Annotated in this window: 11 protein-coding genes; 10 read left to right on the top strand and 1 reads right to left on the bottom strand. The window is 52.4% G+C overall.

Annotated elements, in window-relative coordinates; all coding sequences use genetic code 11:
• The first annotated feature begins 183 nt into the window (after positions 1–183).
• Together MPRO_RS21035 and MPRO_RS21030 are read left to right on the top strand one after the other, a co-directional pair.
• Positions 184–1800 (top strand): FAD-binding oxidoreductase, encoded by a 1617-nt coding sequence (locus MPRO_RS21035; protein WP_067297936.1) that lies wholly within the window; start codon positions 184–186, stop codon positions 1798–1800.
• Between the two features lie 604 nt (positions 1801–2404).
• Positions 2405–3142: a PEP-CTERM/exosortase system-associated acyltransferase gene (locus MPRO_RS21030; protein WP_067297933.1), complete on the top strand. Its 738-nt coding sequence runs from the start codon at positions 2405–2407 to the stop codon at positions 3140–3142.
• Positions 3143–3297: 155 nt separating this feature from the next.
• Here the strand turns inward: MPRO_RS21030 and MPRO_RS21025 are convergent, their stop codons facing one another.
• Positions 3298–3906, bottom strand: a complete 609-nt coding sequence (locus tag MPRO_RS21025) for a hypothetical protein (protein WP_067297930.1) — start codon at positions 3904–3906, stop codon at positions 3298–3300.
• 511 nt (positions 3907–4417) lie between these two features.
• On the opposite strand from MPRO_RS21025, the gene MPRO_RS21020 reads away from it, so the two are divergent.
• From MPRO_RS21020 to MPRO_RS20985, 8 genes are all read left to right on the top strand, one after another.
• Positions 4418–6745, top strand: coding sequence for an efflux RND transporter permease subunit (locus MPRO_RS21020; protein WP_067297927.1), 2328 nt, complete (start codon positions 4418–4420; stop codon positions 6743–6745).
• A 139-nt stretch (positions 6746–6884) separates the two neighbouring features.
• Positions 6885–7586, top strand: a complete 702-nt coding sequence (locus MPRO_RS21015) for an outer membrane lipoprotein-sorting protein (protein ID WP_245635167.1) — start codon at positions 6885–6887, stop codon at positions 7584–7586.
• A 16-nt stretch (positions 7587–7602) separates the two neighbouring features.
• A complete protein-coding gene (locus MPRO_RS21010) occupies positions 7603–8844 on the top strand; it encodes a hypothetical protein (protein ID WP_067297921.1) in 1242 nt (413 codons plus the stop codon).
• A 510-nt stretch (positions 8845–9354) separates the two neighbouring features.
• Positions 9355–10656 (top strand): glycosyltransferase, encoded by a 1302-nt coding sequence (locus MPRO_RS21005; RefSeq protein WP_245635166.1) that lies wholly within the window; start codon positions 9355–9357, stop codon positions 10654–10656.
• 554 nt (positions 10657–11210) lie between these two features.
• Entirely contained in the window at positions 11211–14021 is a 2811-nt protein-coding gene (prsT, locus tag MPRO_RS21000; protein ID WP_067297918.1) for an XrtA/PEP-CTERM system TPR-repeat protein PrsT, read from the top strand.
• A gap of 54 nt (positions 14022–14075) precedes the next feature.
• Positions 14076–14753, top strand: coding sequence for an acyltransferase (locus MPRO_RS20995; protein WP_067297915.1), 678 nt, complete (start codon positions 14076–14078; stop codon positions 14751–14753).
• Positions 14754–14960: 207 nt separating this feature from the next.
• Positions 14961–15989, top strand: a complete 1029-nt coding sequence (locus tag MPRO_RS20990; RefSeq protein ID WP_067297912.1) for a PEP-CTERM sorting domain-containing protein — start codon at positions 14961–14963, stop codon at positions 15987–15989.
• 133 nt (positions 15990–16122) lie between these two features.
• Positions 16123–17811 carry a hypothetical protein gene (locus tag MPRO_RS20985; RefSeq protein ID WP_067297909.1) on the top strand — a complete coding sequence of 563 codons (1689 nt, stop codon included), beginning with the start codon at positions 16123–16125 and terminating at the stop codon, positions 17809–17811.
• The last annotated feature ends 31 nt before the right edge of the window (positions 17812–17842 follow it).

Here is a 17842-nt window from a genome sequence, read left to right as displayed (position 1 = left end):
TACCGGGATGTAGCTTGTGAATAGTGGTTCTATTTAGCGCAAATCATCACCAAAAACTGCGAATTCAGACGCTTCACCTTGGCTTCAGAGTTGCCGGACAGCCTCCTGCACGAGCAGAGAGCCCGCGGTTCTTCTACACTGTGACAAACGGTAGTGCCTCAGTAGGACAAACGGAGACAGGAAATGCCCGCAGCTTTGGAAAAAGCGATTCAGCTCTGGCAGCAAGTTCTGAACTCCGATCAGATTGTGTTGGACAGGGAAACCTTGGCGCAATACGAAACGGCTACCTACAAAACATCGCAGACTATCCCTGTGATCCTGCGCCCCCAGACGCGGGAACAGGTACAAGACATTGTTCGCATTGCCACCCAATGTGAAACCCCGCTCTATCCGATTAGCACGGGCAAAAACCTTGGATACGGTTCGGCGGTACCGACGGCAAATGGATGCGTTCTGATCGATCTGCGCGCAATGAACCGCATCCTAAAGTTTGATAAGGACTTGGCCTATGTCACCCTCGAGCCGGGCGTTACTCAGCAACAACTATACGACTTCCTTTTAGCGGAAAAATCTGGGTTGTGGATAGATGCTACCGGCGCGCCAGTCGACACCAGCATCATGGGAAACACCCTGGAAAGGGGGTTTGGGCATACTCGTTACGGCGACCATTTCCGCAATGTAAGTGGGCTGGAAGTCGTGCTACCCAATGGCGACTGTATCCATACCGGTTTTGCCCGCTACCCCAGCGCCACTGCGTCCGAAGTCTACCAATGGGGGGTTGGTCCCTACCTCGACGGACTTTTTAGTCAGTCCAATTTCGGTATTGTTACGCAAATGACCGTCTGGTTGATGCCTGAGCCTGATTACATGCAGGCTTTTTTCTGCAGTGTCGACAAGGACAATCTCGGTGCCTTGGTTGAGGCATTGAGGCCATTGCGCCTGGATGGCACGCTTAAGAGCGCCATGCACATCGTCAATACCGACAAGGCTATTTCGGCATTTGGTCAGTACCCCTGGAGTGAAACCAATGGTGTCACTCCATTGCCCCGCGACTGGCTTACGCGCAAAAGCAAAGAGATGAATGTCGGCGGATGGAATGCATCTGGGGCGCTTTATGGCACGCGTGCCGAAGTTGCGAGTGCCCGTCGGAAATTAAAGCGCGCCTTGAGTCATCTTAAATCGAAAAGACTCAATTTCCTGGATGATACTACGTTCAAGCTCAGTAAATATATTAGGATCCCGTACAAGTGGTTGACCGGAGTCGACTTGGATCAGGTTTTAGAGTTAGTCGCCCCGATTTATAATCTTAAACGTGGTATTCCCAGTAACGCCTTTCTACCTAGCGCCTATTGGCGTAAAAAAAAACCGCCTCCCTCTGCGGATCAGGCAGACCCTAATCGAGACCGCTGTGGGCTGCTCTGGTTAGCCCCCATAGCCCCGATGACCGGCGAGCACGCCACAATAATCGAAAGCATTGTCGAGGAGACTTTGTTCCATTACGGGTTTGAACCCGCCATATCGATGACGTTGCTTACCGAGCGCTGTATCGACAGTGTAATCTCCATCACATACGATCGAGACATTCCCGAAGAAGAAGATCGTGCACTCCAGTGCCATGACGAACTGCTCAAGAAGTTGATTGCGAAAGGCTACTACCCGTACCGTTTATCTACTCGAGCTATGGGGCAGCTACCTGCACCTGAAGCGAGTTACAGCGCAATGATCGACAAGATTAAAGAGTCCATTGACCCTGCCCGAATCATTGCGCCAGGTCGGTATGAGGAGAACAAGAATGACTAGCTACCGCTTAATAGGTTTAGGGCAGGGCGGTGAGTAACTCAAGCCAAAAGGAGTCTTATGAGGCTGATTGATCGACGTGTTAGCGCGGAGTTTACGTGGCTTGATATCATAGTCGCTCATCCAATCCGTTCAGGAAGAGTGCTGGAGTTGGCTACTGAAGCAGGGCCAAAAGAGAAGGTCGGGTCGGCGCTGAAGGCTTTATTACAAGTTTTTTGATGGTTCTGCATTGATGGTGGCTGCGCCGGCGATAGGGCCTTATCCGTTTCGATGTGGTTTTTTGTCAGGAATGTTTACAGTTTTTCGGAGGTGGGTGTCACCTACGTTATTCAAGCCTTTGAAATTACACTGGAAATAGTAAGGGCTCATTTTATGCATCGTTATTGATGATTGTGAGTTTCTAGATTGTGCAGAGAATTCTTTCGATGGAATATTGTGTAATGCTCAGTGGCCTGCAGCTCCAGGCATCGGCTCGACCTGAAACTTGCTGTAAGTGGATTGGCGGGTGCTTTCTCAGGCTTGTTCAGTGAAGGGCTTGGGGTCGCTAAGCGAGAGTGAGTTCAGCTGATCATGATGGGTAGTGCACAGCGGTGGAGGAGGAGGACCGATGCAAGAAGTCGTAAATAATTTCAAAAAATATTTCAGCGTTCGTTTAGCCGATACGCAAGAGTTACGTCGAGAGGCGTTCAAAATTCGCTATGAGGTCTTTTGCGACGAGCTGGGATTCGAGGACAAGGACGCATTTCCTGATGGTTTGGAGCAGGATGAGTTCGATGTTACCTCCGATCATCTGCTGCTTGTGCATAACAGTACTCAGGCTTTTGCCGGTACAGTGCGATTCGCGCATACCTCAGTATCGGAACCGGGACAGATACTACCATTGGAAAAATATTGCAGGCATGCCTTTGATCCTGTTCTTTTTGATTTGGATGCTCAGGAGCGTGGCACTTTCGGTGAAGTTTCACGGTTGGCCGTTTCCCCTCAGTTCCGACGCCGTTCTGGCGAGAGGGGCAAGCCGTTTATTTTCGAAGGGGCGCGGTCGGATTTATCCGGTAAGGCTACGAATTTTCCCTATATCGCTATAGGCTTGTATTTGGCAGCAGGGTCGCTTTGTGTGCTGAACAAGTACCACTATGTGGTGGTGATGATGGAGCCCAAACTAGCCAAGGGGCTATCCAGGGTAGGCATTCAGTTTCAGCAGGCGGGAGAACCGATCGATTATCATGGCCTTAGAGCTCCCTACTGTATCTCTCCGGAGATGTTGTTGTCGAATATGATCCCTCCGGTTAGGGAAATGTTCGATGCCATATCCAACGAGTTGGCGGAACAGCAGTCCAGCTCATGAATGGATACGCCTAACAGCAGTATTTTACATCTGTCTGGGTCGTATCGGGTGTTCTGGGCGTGAAAAGAAGGCCTCCCTGTAAAATACGATGGGCTGGTGCGGTACTCCACCCCATGAGACCATACATTCTTCCCACGCTCTGACGGTGGAGCCTGCTAGGCTGCACGTTGTATAAATTTGGGGCTGTCGAAGCACGCCAGAGTATTGGTTTCAGGTTTGATGGCGGCAACGGAAAGCAGGTGTTCCAGGTTGTTAAATCCATCTTCGGCAGGAATGCTGATGTGATTACAAATCTCGTAGTCATAGCCGAGGTTGGTATGCAGGCGCCGGTAGAGACGTGCGCGGATGGCGCCTGCGACATTAAACGCGAAGCTGTAATTTAATTCGGCACTTCCCTCGATCAACGCCAGGCATTGCGCACGCAGTATCTCGGTTGTTCTGCATTCTGGCAATAGCGCCAGCCGTGTCCACTGGCAATAGGATATGTCCTGTTGCGCTAGCTCGGGAAAGTGCTCTTTGAGAACAAAATTATCGCACTCCATGGGTAACCGAACCGGGTTAAGGGGGGTGGTTCCGGATATTCTCGCCCCTCCGACGCAGCGATTCCCGTCCCGAGCGATAAGTATATGTCCCGCTCGATCATCTAGATCTTCAGAGCCATCAAATGAGTTGATGCCCAGTTGTTGGCGAAAGCAGGCCTCACGGATCTGATAGTACTGGGCAAGCAAATTCGGGTCTTTGGTGAACTCAAAGCGAATCGACATCTAATAGTCCCTTTAACAATCGTTAATAACCTACTCACAGATACGTCTGGGTATGATCAAACTGAGTAACAGATACTTGAATTTTGTTTCATAAAGCAATAAGCATGCCTATTAATTATTTATATTAATAATCAATTACTTATATATTATCGAGACATTGTAAAGAGGAACTATCCGGAGTTTTGTTGATGAAATGTCATCAAAAGGCGACGCTAGGTTCTGATTATAAATAAAAAGCAATAAAAACAATAGGTTAGAGTGTCTCTGTCTGGAGACGGCTCTGTTCGTGGGTGTTCGCAAAGAGGCAAGTCATGCATCCCTGCTCGCTTCCGGCATGGGACTTGTCTTGTCACTGCGCCTGGCGAAGGCAATCAGCGCCAGGCGTGTCCAGCATCAATTTGGCGATATCGATCACTAAAATCGGTGACTGCGTTCATTGAGCCACTACAATGAAGTTCAAAGTGGGACTCGGTCGCCTGATTCCCATCGAATCTTTCTTATGAGGCTTGCTATGCTGTTCAAGGATCGCTTGATCACAGCGCTCGTCCGCTATCCCTACCGTGTAATGCTGGTCAGCCTTGTGTTGATCCTGGGTATCGGGTTTGGCGGTAGTCAATTGACTGTCGAATCGGGCATTGATGTCTTTTTCAGCGATGAAGACCCAAGCATGCTCGCTGATCGCGAGTTAAAGCGAACCTACGGTCGTGAGGACAACGTACTCTTCGTCATAGACACCCAGGGTGGCGACATATTTGAAGCCAGTAATCTGTCATCTGTTCAGGCAATTACCGAAAATTCATGGCAGATGCCCCACTCGAGGCGCGTTGACTCCATCACCAACTTTCTTTATCCAGAGGTGGACGGCGACGACATAGTGATCGACAGACTGGTGGATGATGCGGATTCGCTGACACCGCAAGAGCGTCGGCGCATTAAGGGCATCGCCTCGTCACAACAGGCCCTGATCGGGCGGCTGCTGGCGGATGGCAGCCAGGTTGCCGCGGTCAATGTCACCCTAAATCTGCCAGAAGAGGGACAAGAGGCCGCTATTGATACGGCCGTGAAATATGCAAGGGCTCTAGCGACTCAAGTCGAAAATGGAAATCCCGCCATTAAAATTCACCTGGCCGGGTGGGCCTTGACCGAGCAGACTCTTGCTGAAGTCGCTGCCCGCGACGCGGTCACTCTCATGCCGGCGCTTTTTGTACTGGTATTGGTCATTATTGCCCTGTTAATGCGGTCCGTGATGGCATCGATCTGTACTGTGGTAACGATATTTCTTAGCATCCTGTGCGGCATGGGCTTTGCTGGCTGGGCTGGTATCAGTCTTAACAGTGTCAACGTTTCAGCGCCGACAATCATCATGACTCTGGCCGTTGCGGACTGCATTCATCTGCTGAGCGTATTCTTGACGCGTCTGAGGAAGGGTCAGGAGAAAACGGATGCTTTAAGGGGCGCGCTGGATCATACGCTTTATCCCATTTTGCTCACCAGCATCACCACGGCGCTGGGCTTTCTCAGCATGAATTTCAGTGAATCCCCCCCGTTTCGTGAACTCGGCACCATATCCGCTGTGGGTGTCTTGGGCGCGCTCTGGGTGACGGTCACCATTCTTCCCGGGCTGGTGCTAATACTGCCTTTCAGAAAGTCGGGGGGAGTGACAACCGGAATACCGCTGGATGGTTTGGCCAACTGGGTGATTCGGCACAACACCCGCATATTCTGGAGTTCTTTGTTATTCATTGCCCTGATAGTGAGTTTTATTCCGCGTATCGAGCTCAACGACGACCCTACGGGCTATTTCTCTGACTCCGTTCCTCTATCGCAAGCCATTGACGTCGTTGAGAACAAACTCTCGGGAACTCAGTCCCTGTACTACTCGTTTGATAGCGGGGAGGATCAGGGAGTGGTCGATCCCGGGTTCCTTGCCGATATTGATACTTTTGTCTCGTGGCTCAGGGCGCAACCCGAAGTGGTCAATGTGGAATCATTTACCGACACACTGAAGCGGCTGAACCAGGTGATGCATAATGAGGCTCTGGAGTGGTACAAACTTCCGGATAGCAGGGAATTAGCTGCACAGTATGCTCTGCTATATGAGATCTCCGTTCCTTACGGTCAGGATGTGACTCATCAGATGAGCGCGGATAAATCATCCCTCAAGGTGGCGGCGACACTAAAAAACCAGCAGTCGCAAGGCCTTATCGCCTTCGAGTCTCGGGGCAGGCGATGGATGCAGGATAATGTGCCCGGAATAGCGGCCCATGCGGCGGGTCAATCTATCAGTTTTGCTAATGTAGGTCTGCGTAACATCAACAGTATGCTGCTCGGATCCCTGGCGGCGATCCTGTTTGTCTCGTTCTGCCTGATTATTGCATTCCGCTCGATACGGTTCGGGCTGGTGAGTTGCATACCTAACTTGTTTCCCGCTTTCGTTAGCCTCGGTATTTGGGGGGCGATGGTTGGTGAGGTGAACATAGCCGCCTCAGTGGTATTCAGCTTGACCCTGGGTATTATTGTGGATGACACAACTCACTTCCTCGTGAAATATCTCGAGGCTAGGCAAGCACGAAATCTGGACGCGGAAGAAGCGATCAGATACGCCTTTACTGCAGTGGGCAGTGCTCTGCTGTCCACCTCGATTGTCCTGGCTATCGGGTTCATGGCGCTAGTGCAGTCTGATTTTTCGGTAAATTCCACATCGGGCCTGTTGGTGACTATGACTATCCTCGTAGCCATCGTTCTGGATTTGTTGTTTCTGCCGACTGTATTGATCAAGGCTGATCGCTGGCTGCTACCCAAGGCCTCGAAAACGGCTATCATCGATGGGCCCGAATAGGGAGATGTATATGAACGTAAAACGGAGCAGTCAAAGCGGCTTTTACCGGTCACTATTCGTAGTTATCGGCGTGGCCATATTTTCTGGGCCAGCTGTTTCGCAGGAGCCCGCTGCGAATAAGTCTGCGGTTGAGCGAGGTTTGGCCATCGCACTGGAAGCAGACCAGCGCGATAGTGGCTTCGAGGATACGACGGTCAGCTTCACCATGCTTCTGAACCTTTCGGGGGTCGAGGAAATCCGTCGGGAAATGCGCCAATTGACGCTGGAAGTCGAGGGCGACGGTGACAAGAGTGTCATGGTGTTTGATAAACCACGGGATCTCAATGGTACAGCCATACTGACTTTTACCCACAAAGTCGGCAGCGATGACCAGTGGCTCTATCTACCGGCGCTCAAGCGTGTAAAGCGAATATCGTCCGCAGATAAATCGGGGCCTTTTATGGGCAGCGAGTTTGCTTATGAGGACCTGTCCTCGCAGGAAGTTGAGAAATATACCTACACTTACCTGCGGGATGAGCCCGTTGAGGGTGAACCCAGCTTTGTGGTTGAGCGCGTTCCTGTAGACCCAAAATCCGGCTATACCCGCCAGGTAACCTGGTTGGATCAAAGTGAATACCGGCTCAGACGCGTGGATTATTATGATCGCAAGGGCGAGCTTCTGAAGACCATGACTCTGACAGGTTACACACAGTACCTGGATCAGTACTGGCGTCCGGCAAAAATGATCATGAAAAATCACCAGAATGGAAAGGGCACCACCCTGATATTCGAGGATTACCGTTTCCGTACCGGCCTGACCGACAGTGATTTCAACCGCAGTGCACTGTCACGCATTAGATAATAGGAAACTCATTTTGATGAGGCATCAAGTGCGCAGCATCGACTTGCCATCCCTGATACTGATTCCGTTGCTTGCCTATGGGCAATTTGTCGATGCAGCGGCAGACGCCTCAGTCAGCTCATTTACCGATAGTGCGTCCAGTGAGTGGACCGGCTACGCGAGCCTGGATAGCCAACTGTTTCTGCACAGTCCGGCCTATTCGGCCCAGGATGAGCGGAGCCTGTCGTTCGCATTCCAGCCTGAATACTATCGGAACTGGGATGATAGAGCTCAGACCTTCGCGTTCACCCCTTTTTTACGCATTGATGCCAACGATGACGAGCGTACACATGCTGATATACGTGAACTGTTCTGGCGCATGGACGCCGAACAATTTGTCTTCAAAGCAGGGATCGACACTGTCTTCTGGGGGGTGGCGGAGTCGCAACATCTAGTCGATATCATCAATCAGACGGACCTGGTGGAAAATATCGATCGGGAGGACAAGCTGGGGCAACCCATGCTCAACCTTGACTACCTGAATGACTGGGGCACTTGGCAGGCTTACCTGTTGCCCTACTTCAGGGAACGTACATTCCCGGGAAAGGATGGCCGCCTGCGCAGTGAACCATTGATTGACGCCGATGATGTCATTTACGAATCCGGCAGCGAGGAGCACCATGTCGATTTCGCCCTTCGCTGGTCCCACTATTTTGGTGACTGGGATATCGGCATCGCGCATTTTAGTGGAACAAGCCGTGAACCGCTGCTGATACTCGGCGACTCTGGCTCGAGTCTGAGTCCACTCTATGTGCAGATCGACCAGACCAGTATCGACGTTCAGGTTACGAAAGGCGCATGGCTTTGGAAGCTGGAGGCGATCTACAATCAGAATAATGTCGATGACTATTACGCTTATGTTGGCGGTTTTGAGTTCACACAATTCGGAGTAGCGGGAAGTGCGGTAGATCTGGGTTGGTTGCTGGAGTACAACTACGACGAACGCGGTGATAGCGCTGCCACGGTACTGCAGGACGATATCTTTTTTGGGGTGAGGTTTTCCGATAACGATATCCACAATACCCGCATTCTGGCAGGGGGCACCGTCGATGCAAACTCCAACTCCATCTTCGCCAACGTGGAAGCCTCAAGGCGCTTGAACGAGCATTGGGTTCTTGGTTTGGAGATGCGACTGTTTACCAATGTGGATGAAGAAGACCCTCTTCATCAGATCAGGGATGATGATTACGTTGAAATCCAGTTGATGCGATACTTCTGAAGGTCTATCGGCTGCAATATTTGGTCTCCGATGGGGCTTCAAAAATACAGGCTTTATATCCTATATGGAATCAGTGAATAAGTTACCCACTCATCGGGTATTGTTAGCACAGGCAAGTTACACCGTCGACGTATTCGTTTTCTGTTCAACCTTCCGCGTCGGCGCACAGATCTTTACCAGGCAGGCGCCCCTACCCTACGCTTGAAACACTGACCTACATCGAAATATGTTTGTCAGTGCAAACGGCGAGCAAGAGCGGTTTTTCACGCCGGCGACCGTTTAGGCAACTCCGTCACAGCGGCTGCGCTCTGGGCATGATTACCGCCGTGATGAATGCCCTGTGTGGGGAATGACCTTTGTCGGTGGCGTCGGGCAGGCACTTGCTCTGCAAAGTTGCAGTAAGTGCTGACGGCGGCAAAGGCGGGGCGGGTTGTAATTATCGGGCGGATAGGATCAAGTCGCGCCAGTGATCCTCAGGTTCCCCCGAGGTTTGATTTGAAGGATTTTATAATGTCGGAAAAAATAAATCGAAGTGCTGCAGGATCGCAAGTTGGCGAAATAAATGAGCACATTTCGGATGTGTCTGATGATAAACAGGAAAAGCACACTAGTCGTGTGCTGTTTTTCGCCGAGGCGGTCACCCTGGCCCACGTGGCAAGGCCCATGGTTCTAGCGCATGTCCTGGAAGACGCTGGCTACGAAGTGCACTTTGCTTGCCATCCCCGATATCGCGATCTTTTTCGGGTGCTGCAAAGGCCTTGGCGGCCTATTCAGTCCATCTCCAGTCAGGCGTTTCTGGAAACATTAGCAAGTGGGCGGCCTCTCTTTGACACGACCACACTCCAGTCCTATGTCAAGGAAGATCTTGAGGTGATCAAGGAGGTCAGCCCAGGTCTGATAATTGGAGACCTCCGCCAGTCATTGTCGGTGAGCGCGCGCATTGCGGGTATCCCCTATATGGCCATCTCTAACGCTTATTGGAGCCCGTACGCGAGGCCACAATATAGGGTACCTGAGTTGCCAATTACTCGGCTGTTCGGCACCAGGGTGGCAGATAAACTCTTTAATCTGGTGCGTCCCCTGGCTTTTGCGTTGCATACCCTGCCGCTGAATCGTGTCAGGAAGCAATACGGTCTAGCGTCGCTGGGTCTGGATCTTATGCGGACCTATACCGACGCCGATCTGACGCTTTATGCCGACCTTCCTGAACTCGTACCGACGTTTGATCGCCCTGCGACACACCGGTATATAGGCCCAATTAATTGGTCCCCCAGTGTTGCGCTGCCACTCTGGTGGGATGATCTGCCTACCGATAAGCCCATTATTTATGTGACTCTGGGCAGCTCCGGACAAAGTGAGCTATTGCCCAGAGTTCTGCAAGCGTTAGAGCAGCTGCCTGTGACCGCTATTGTCGCTACTGCAGGTCTGATCCAGTTAGAGAAAAAGCCAAACAATATCTGGGTTACAGACTTTTTACCCGGTGACCAGGCGGCATCACGCGCCAGCTTGGTGATCTGTAATGGCGGCAGCCCTACCACCATGCAAGCTCTGGCTGTTGGTGTACCGGTCGTCGGCATTGCCAGTAATCTGGATCAGTATCTGAATATGTCCTATCTGGAACAGGCAGGGGTTGGCACCCTGATACGCGCAGGTCAAACCACTGCTTCCCGGTTGCGACAGGTTGTAGAGATGATGATGGAGAATGGCAGTTATCGGGATTGTGCCAAGACGGTAATGGGGCAGGTTGCGACCTGTAGGCCAGAAAGAAACTTTGCAGATTTGGTTGCAGAGCAGTTTAAACGCGATGGCTGAAAGGTCCCGGTTTAGCCGGAGATGCTACGCCCTGGTGTCGCAGGCCCGCTGATGATTCACAAGATCCTCGACCAACCGGCAAAAGCGAGCGTGCTTCAGTATGTGTTGAGTTTCCCCACAGCAGGACCCCCGCCGGATGGGATCTGAGTGGATTACTGGGTCGCAGCCCTGCGGGTTTTACTGGTTGGGCTCTGTGTCGGGAGCAACGTCCATGCAGATACCTGGGTATCCTCACTGTCATCAAGCCAGGCAAGCGCCGTGAAAGCTTGGTTTTTCAACAATATGGGCCGAAAACATGCCCTGCTGCGCTGAGAAATGGCGACTATATTGAACTACAGTTTAATAAGCTTCGATTGACTGAGTTGTTGTACAGGTCGATGTTTGAATCAACAGGGAGTCGCTAAGCCATTGCTTAATACAATCTTATGCTGGAAATTGTTTCTTGGCTTGTCGGCCAGTCAGTGCCCCGCAGGCCTTTATCTCCATGGGGCACAAGGGATTGGTGAAGTTTTGTTTTTATCGATTTTAATAACACACGGTGGAGCACAATAACCATGGGTCGCTCGGAATTGGTGAGTCGTTCAACCATGCTACCCCTGCATAAAAAGATCTTGCAGGCCCTGTTGGGCGGGGTGCTGTTACTCATACTGCAAGGCTGCGATCAAAGCCTGACGGACGAGGAGTATCTCCAGCAGGCTCGGGAAGCGGTAGCCCGGGGGGAAATTCAAACCGCTGTCGTTGAGTTGAAAAACGCTCTCAAGACTAACCCGGATAACGCACAGGCCCGTCTGTTACTGGGTCAGGCCTATATAGAACTGGGAGACGGTACCTCCGCAGAAAAGGAGTTGCGCCAGGCGCAGAGCAAAGGGATAACCCAGGAGGAGGTTCTGGTTCCGCTGGCTAACGCATTGTTTCTTCAACAGGAATATAAGGTAATCCTAGAAAATTACAGGCCCTTAGACTCGCTTTCCCTGGAGCAGCAGGCCGAACTGCTGGCCTTGCGTGGCAAGAGCCTGCTACTAACCGGAAAAATCAGGGAGGCCCGGTCGGAGCTAGACACAGCCCTGGAGCTTGACAGTCGTTCTGTTGTGGTTTTACTGGGTCAGGCTCAGCTTAACCAGGCAAAAGGTGATCTGGCGGCCGCGCGGGGGTGGGTAGAAAAGGCACTCGAAATTCAACCCGATAATCCGCAAGTCTTGAGTCAGCGAGGCAGGGTTGAAGAAGCCGAGGGTAACCTCGAAGAGGCGGAGGATGCCTATACCCGGGCCATCGACGCTGCGGTCAACAAGTCGATGTACATCGCCCAGCGGGTGTTCCTGCGCATTCAGCGCAAGGACATTGAGGGCGCTGAAAAGGACATCGCAAAGCTTTCGGATAACTATCCGGGCAAATATTTCGCCCGCGGCCTGATTCAATTTCAGCAACTGAAATATCGAGATGCACAGACGGCCTTTGAACAGGCCCTGAATCGCTACGGCGACTATGCCCCGGCACAGTATTACCTGGGTCTTACCCATCTGGTTCAGGGCAACGAAAATCAGGCGGACACCTACCTCAAAAACTTTCTCAACCTGGTTCCTGAGTCTGGCCAGGCGGCGACCACGCTGGCTGGTATGCAGCTGCGCAAGGGCGATCTGGAGAATGCACAGCCATTGCTCGAATCGGTGCTGCAGCGCAATCCGGATAATCGCCAGGCGCTGGAGCTGATGGCGGGGTTGGAATTGATGCAGGGCAAACCGGACCCGGCGATCAAAAAACTGGAGCGATTGGTGGCTCTTGAGCCTGACTCGGCGGATCTGCGCTCCAAGCTCGGGCTGGCCCTGATGGCGCAGGGGGAGGTTGACCAGGCTACGGCTGAGCTGGAAAAGGCAATTGCACTTGATCCGGGCGCGGATGATCTCGAATTGCGCCTGGTTCTGGGGCAAATGCAAGCTGGTGATAATACCAAGGCACTGGAGTCCGCCGAGCGCTGGGTGGCCAAGAGCCCTCGAAGTGTGCCGGCCCATCTCGGTCTCGCGTGGGCTTTTCTCGCCAACCGGCTGGGGGATCAGGCCTTGTGGACTTTCGAAAAAGTGCTGGATTTGTCACCGGGTAACGCCAGCGCCTCGCACAACCTGGCCGTTTTTGCCTTGCAGCGGGGTGATATTAATCAGGCCCTGAGTTTCTATGAGGATAGCTTGAAGCAAAACCCGGATCATCCTCGCATCAGCCTTTCACTGGCTAAGCTCAATTTGCTGATTGGCCGGGAAGAATCAGCCATGCCATTGCTGGAAAACGTGTGGCAACAGAATCCCGCAGAAGCAGAACCCGCCGTCTTACTCGGCAAGGCGTTGTTGCGTCGAGGCAATGCTGCTCGGGCATTGCGAGTGATCGGAGAAGCGGCCAGGGCTGCCCCCAAAGATCCGGAGGTGCTCAGAGTTCTGGGCACTGCCCAGGCGGAAGCCGGGGATTATCGGAGTGCCATCAATACCTATCAACGCCTGACTGCCCAGCAGCCGGCATCGGCTCCCAGCCATTACCTGCTGGCCCAGGCCTACTACCGAAACGGGGACGGCAAAAATTTTGTCACCGCTCTGGAAAAAGCCTATCAACTGGACCCCACGCACCTTGATATTCGAATTGCCATGCTTGGCCTTATGAGGCAGCGCCAGCAATGGGATCAGGCCCGGGAACTCATCGATAAGCTGAAGCAGGATCATCCGGGCAATCTGGAAGTGCATCTCCAGGACGCCCAACTGTTAACAGCGCTGAATAATCCCCAAAAGGCAGTTGAGGCTTATGAGCAGGCATTGGCACTGGCGCCCGAGCGCAATGACTTGGTGGTGAAATATGCACTTGCCCTGTGGCAGGCAGGGGAGCATGAACAGGCCTTCAATCCCATGGAGGAGTGGCTCGAAAAACACCCGAATGACGCTGTGATCAAGTACAACTTGGCCAATCTTTACCTGCTAGCGGATCGCAAACTTGAAGCTCGGGCGGCTTTTATCGACATCCTCAGCAGCAATCCGGACCATGTCATCGCCCTGAACAACCTTGCCTGGCTGCTCAGGGATACTGAGCCTGGCAAGGCGGTCGCCTACGCGGAACAGGCCTACAAGCTGTCCCCGACGCCGACGGTTCAGGATACTCTGGCGGTGATTCTGTTGGCTCAGTCCGGGCAGGAGGCACGTGCCGTGCGACTGCTGGAAAATGCCGTGCAGCAGGCCCCGGAGAATGCAGAGATACACTTCCACCTGGCCCAGGCTCTGGTGCAAAGCGGGGACAAGCAGCGTGCAACCAAGGTTTTGACCGAGCTGCTGAACAGCAAGATGGCTTTCCCTGGCATGCAGCAGGCGCAGAAATTACTGGATGAATTGAACGGTTGACTGCGGGCATCCGGCGTTGCACCCTGACTAACCCCTCCTTAATAGGGAATCGCCATGCGCAAGATTACCGCAGCTCCAGTCCTGACTTTTTCCCTGTTACTGTTGCTTATAGTGGTGCTGGCCACGGGCACGGACTATCTCCTGTTGGGCAGGTTTTCGCTGGGGGATTTTCGGGGTGTGATCATGACCCTTGGCTGGGTTCTTCTGGTGTATCTGTATGGCATTGCCGTTTACCGGATTTTCCTGCGCTACTTTCCTCTCAAGGAAGGCGAAATCGCTGCGCACTCCGGTGAGGAGTTTGGTTATCAGGTGTACCTGCTGTTTTACCTGCTGCTGTTCTACCCCCTGACCCGTAATCACCTGTTGCCCACGCCCCTGATGCGCCTGCTATACCAGGCTCTGGGTGCACGCTTGGGAGACAATAGTTTCAGTGCCGGGGTGATAATGGACCCACCTCTGACTGAGATTGGGGCCAATACACTGGTTGGGCACGATGCTGTACTGTTCAGCCACGCCCTGGAAGGGCATCACCTTTCGCACGCCAAAATTCGCATAGGTGACAATGTTACCGTGGGTGCCAAGGCCATTGTCATGAGCGGTGTAACCATCGGCGATGGAGCCATGGTAGCGGCCGGTGCCGTGGTGGGCAAGGGCACCCGTATTGCCTCTGGGGAGGTTTGGGGTGGTAATCCAGCTCGCCTGCTCAAGGTTTCGACGTCGTCGGTTAAATAATCGCCAAGTGTCTTGCGTATCGCGTCAGCTTTCTTTACACAAAGCGCTTTAGTCCCTTCTGTGTATCTGCTTATGTAAATATAACTCTTTGTTTTATTTGATAAATAGTTAGATAGGCATGGGCTGTGCTTATTATTAATTGTACAGTCGACCCCCGAGTCGAGTTCAATTAACCATGCAGGCGCGCAGCCTAAGAAGGTGACGCACATGAATACTAAAACACTCTTGGCCGCGGGTTTAGCCCTGGCCTGTACCTTGTCAGCGCAGGTGTTTGCCGCCGATGCTATCAAGTTCGATGCTAATGGCGACGGTGTCGAAATTCTCGATATTGGCGCTCTGGATTGGTCAGTAGGCTCTACTCTCAACGTCGACGCTGTACTGCCCGGAGGAGTAACCACATTCGAGTCGTATTCCCACGCGGCCCTGGCCGCTACAATAGATACAAATGGCACGTCCATTACACCCACCGGGCTGAATACGCTCTTTGAAGTTACCTTTATCACCGGCTTTACAAACCTTATTACCAATACGGTTATAGATCCAACAACCTGTAATGCGGGTGTTTGTCAGTTTAAACAGACCATTACGCTTGAAGAAGCTCCCGTGCAAACCGTTAATTTCTTTGAAGTTTACTACGATGATTTGACTGACCTGTCCGGGCTTCAATCCAACGCGCTGACTGGCCTGGGTTACGGAGACGGTCAGTTGATTCTGAGCGGCTCCTTGTTCGATGTCAGCGGTAACTTCACCGCTACTGTCAGCTTCAATGACCTTGACAACAGCGGCACTTTCAGTGCTGGTGATACTCTGATTACTTCACTGCTTGATCAGTTTATTGTTGACAACTGGGGTGGTCAGCAAACCATCAGTGGTGAGGGAGCGACCTCGTTACAGGCGACTGTGACCTTTCAGGACACAAATTTCTTTATAACCGGACTCGCGACATTTCTGCAGGAAATGTTCTTTAACACCTCTAACGTAATCCCGTTCGATGAATCCAATCCGTCCAATTCCTATGATAACGGCGCGGGTGGCACATTCAACACCGGCGATGGCTCTGTTGATATAGGTCAGTTCAACGGTTTGAGCGGCCCCGATATCCTGTTGCAGACGGACTCCAATAACTCCTTTACAACGGTGACAGAGGTTCCTGAGCCTAGCACAGTACTGCTGTTTGCCTTGGGTCTGTTGTTCTTGGGATTTGGAAGCCGAAACCATTACGCCAGAAAGAATTAACCGCTGGCTGGTAAGCGAAAATAGCAAGTCGCGACAAGGATTGTGCCAGTGATGTCACAGTCCTTTTTTTCCTTGGCTATGGATGGCTCTTAATAGACATGGTTTTTACAAGGTCGGTTACAAGGAGCTCAACATGAATATCAAACAATTTACATCCAAATTATTATCAATGACATTGGCCATCGGCTTGGGGCTGTCACTGTCTTTCGCCCAGGCAGCGACGCCGATTCAGTTCAACCCGGACGGCCAGGGCAACGACGCGGTAGAAGTCGGTTCTTTTGACTGGGCACCGGGGAGCATATTGGTTGTAGGTGCAATACCGCTGCAACCCGTCACTAAGGCCACAGGCCTCGGTCATACGATGTTAGCTGGTGTGGCCGACCTCAACGGTGACCCCCGAGGGCTGTCCGGTCTCAACATAGGCTACGAAATTACGGTAAACGTGGGCTATGGTCTCAAAATCACAAGCCAAGATGCTGCCAACGTACTGCTCAGCCTAGACGTCGACGTTGACGCCGAGGACAGTTACTTCGAGATATACTACGACGATTTTACTAACGGGGTTCGGGCCAACCCGCTGTCCGGAATGGGTTTTCAGGATGGCGAATTGATCCTGTCCGGACAACTGACGCAATTGTCGGGTAATTTTACCGTTTCTAGCTGCACCAATCCAGATGGCTCAGGCCTTGAGAACCTGGATCAATTCTTGACCAACGACTGGGCAGGCGTGAAAACCGTGTGCGGTGAGGGCTCACAAAGTCTTGCCGTGTTGGTGCAGTCCGTGAACAAGGCTTTCTTTATCAGCGGTGTCGACAAGGGCACGATAATTCCCTTTAATAACAGCCAGGTCATCGCTTACCAGGAAACCAATCCATCCAGAATGTTTGAAACACCTAATGGGCCTGTTCAGTCCAGCCCGGGCTTGGTTAATGGCGTGTCGGGGCTTGACCTTCTGCTTCAAAGTGACCCTAATAATGCCTTCCAGTATCTCCCTCCGGAAATGGCTTGCCGGGTTACAGGCGGTGGCAATAACACCTCGGGGATTCCCGAGAGCGGCGCAGCGGGTCATGATGGCACTTTCGCAGAGGGTCTGATTACTCCCACTGTCACCAAGGGCAATAGCAAGAAGTCCAGTATTGTTGCGCTGGATCCGTATCGGTATACCATGGGTGGCCAGGCCGGCGCTAATACGGCCCTGCAGCCCCAGCCTAAGGGCGAGTGGACCCACACTAACCATGATAGCCCCGACAAGCTGAAGTTTACCTTCCATGCCGGCACTTCAAGCGCCCCGGCCGGCACCGAAATCGATGAAATAATTTGTACGGATGAGGGCTGGTGCAGGCAGGCGCGGCCCGCGCCCAACAAGCAGATCGATTTCGTCGGTATCGGCACCTTCAAGAATATCGATTGGCAAGGTAACCTTACCGTCTCGAGTGTGGGTGTAGTGAGTCCTGAGTTTGCCAATATCCAGACAGGGCCCTCGGGTAACAAGCCCAATCAGCCCGGGGCAACCTACCACTGGTTCCAGGTTCATATCGAGGATCTGGGCGAACCCGGTAACAAGGAGAAAGACGGTGCCGTATGCCCACCCAAGGGTTCTGGCAACGATCCGTTTGCTAATCCCCCGGTTGTCAGCAATGTTGCCGACTGCGACTGCGCTGATTTCTACCATATCAGGATCTACCAGGGCGTTGTGCCCGCGTTCAACGCGGACGGCGAGGTCACCAATATCGATAAGGACAATATGATCTACGAAGTGTATGGCTACCTCAACGGCGGCAACTTCCAGATTCACCCCCTGACAGGCTTTGACCTGAAGTAATCGGGTTAATTGCCAGTTAGAAACATGCCAG

This window comes from Marinobacterium profundum, assembly GCF_001528745.1.
GTDB classification, from domain to species: Bacteria; Pseudomonadota; Gammaproteobacteria; order Pseudomonadales; family Balneatricaceae; genus Marinobacterium_A; species Marinobacterium_A profundum.
Note: the sequence above shows the minus strand (reverse complement) of the source record. Positions and strands in the feature narration are given on the sequence as shown.

Coding starts and splice junctions, on each gene's coding strand:
- MPRO_RS21035 (WP_067297936.1), top strand. CDS start 184: ATGCCCGCAGCTTTGGAAAAAGCGATTCAGCTCTGGCAGCAAGTTCTG.
- MPRO_RS21030 (WP_067297933.1), top strand. CDS start 2,405: ATGCAAGAAGTCGTAAATAATTTCAAAAAATATTTCAGCGTTCGTTTA.
- MPRO_RS21025 (WP_067297930.1), bottom strand. CDS start 3,906: ATGTCGATTCGCTTTGAGTTCACCAAAGACCCGAATTTGCTTGCCCAG.
- MPRO_RS21020 (WP_067297927.1), top strand. CDS start 4,418: ATGCTGTTCAAGGATCGCTTGATCACAGCGCTCGTCCGCTATCCCTAC.
- MPRO_RS21010 (WP_067297921.1), top strand. CDS start 7,603: ATGAGGCATCAAGTGCGCAGCATCGACTTGCCATCCCTGATACTGATT.
- MPRO_RS21005 (WP_245635166.1), top strand. CDS start 9,355: ATGTCGGAAAAAATAAATCGAAGTGCTGCAGGATCGCAAGTTGGCGAA.
- prsT (WP_067297918.1), top strand. CDS start 11,211: ATGGGTCGCTCGGAATTGGTGAGTCGTTCAACCATGCTACCCCTGCAT.
- MPRO_RS20995 (WP_067297915.1), top strand. CDS start 14,076: ATGCGCAAGATTACCGCAGCTCCAGTCCTGACTTTTTCCCTGTTACTG.
- MPRO_RS20990 (WP_067297912.1), top strand. CDS start 14,961: ATGAATACTAAAACACTCTTGGCCGCGGGTTTAGCCCTGGCCTGTACC.
- MPRO_RS20985 (WP_067297909.1), top strand. CDS start 16,123: ATGAATATCAAACAATTTACATCCAAATTATTATCAATGACATTGGCC.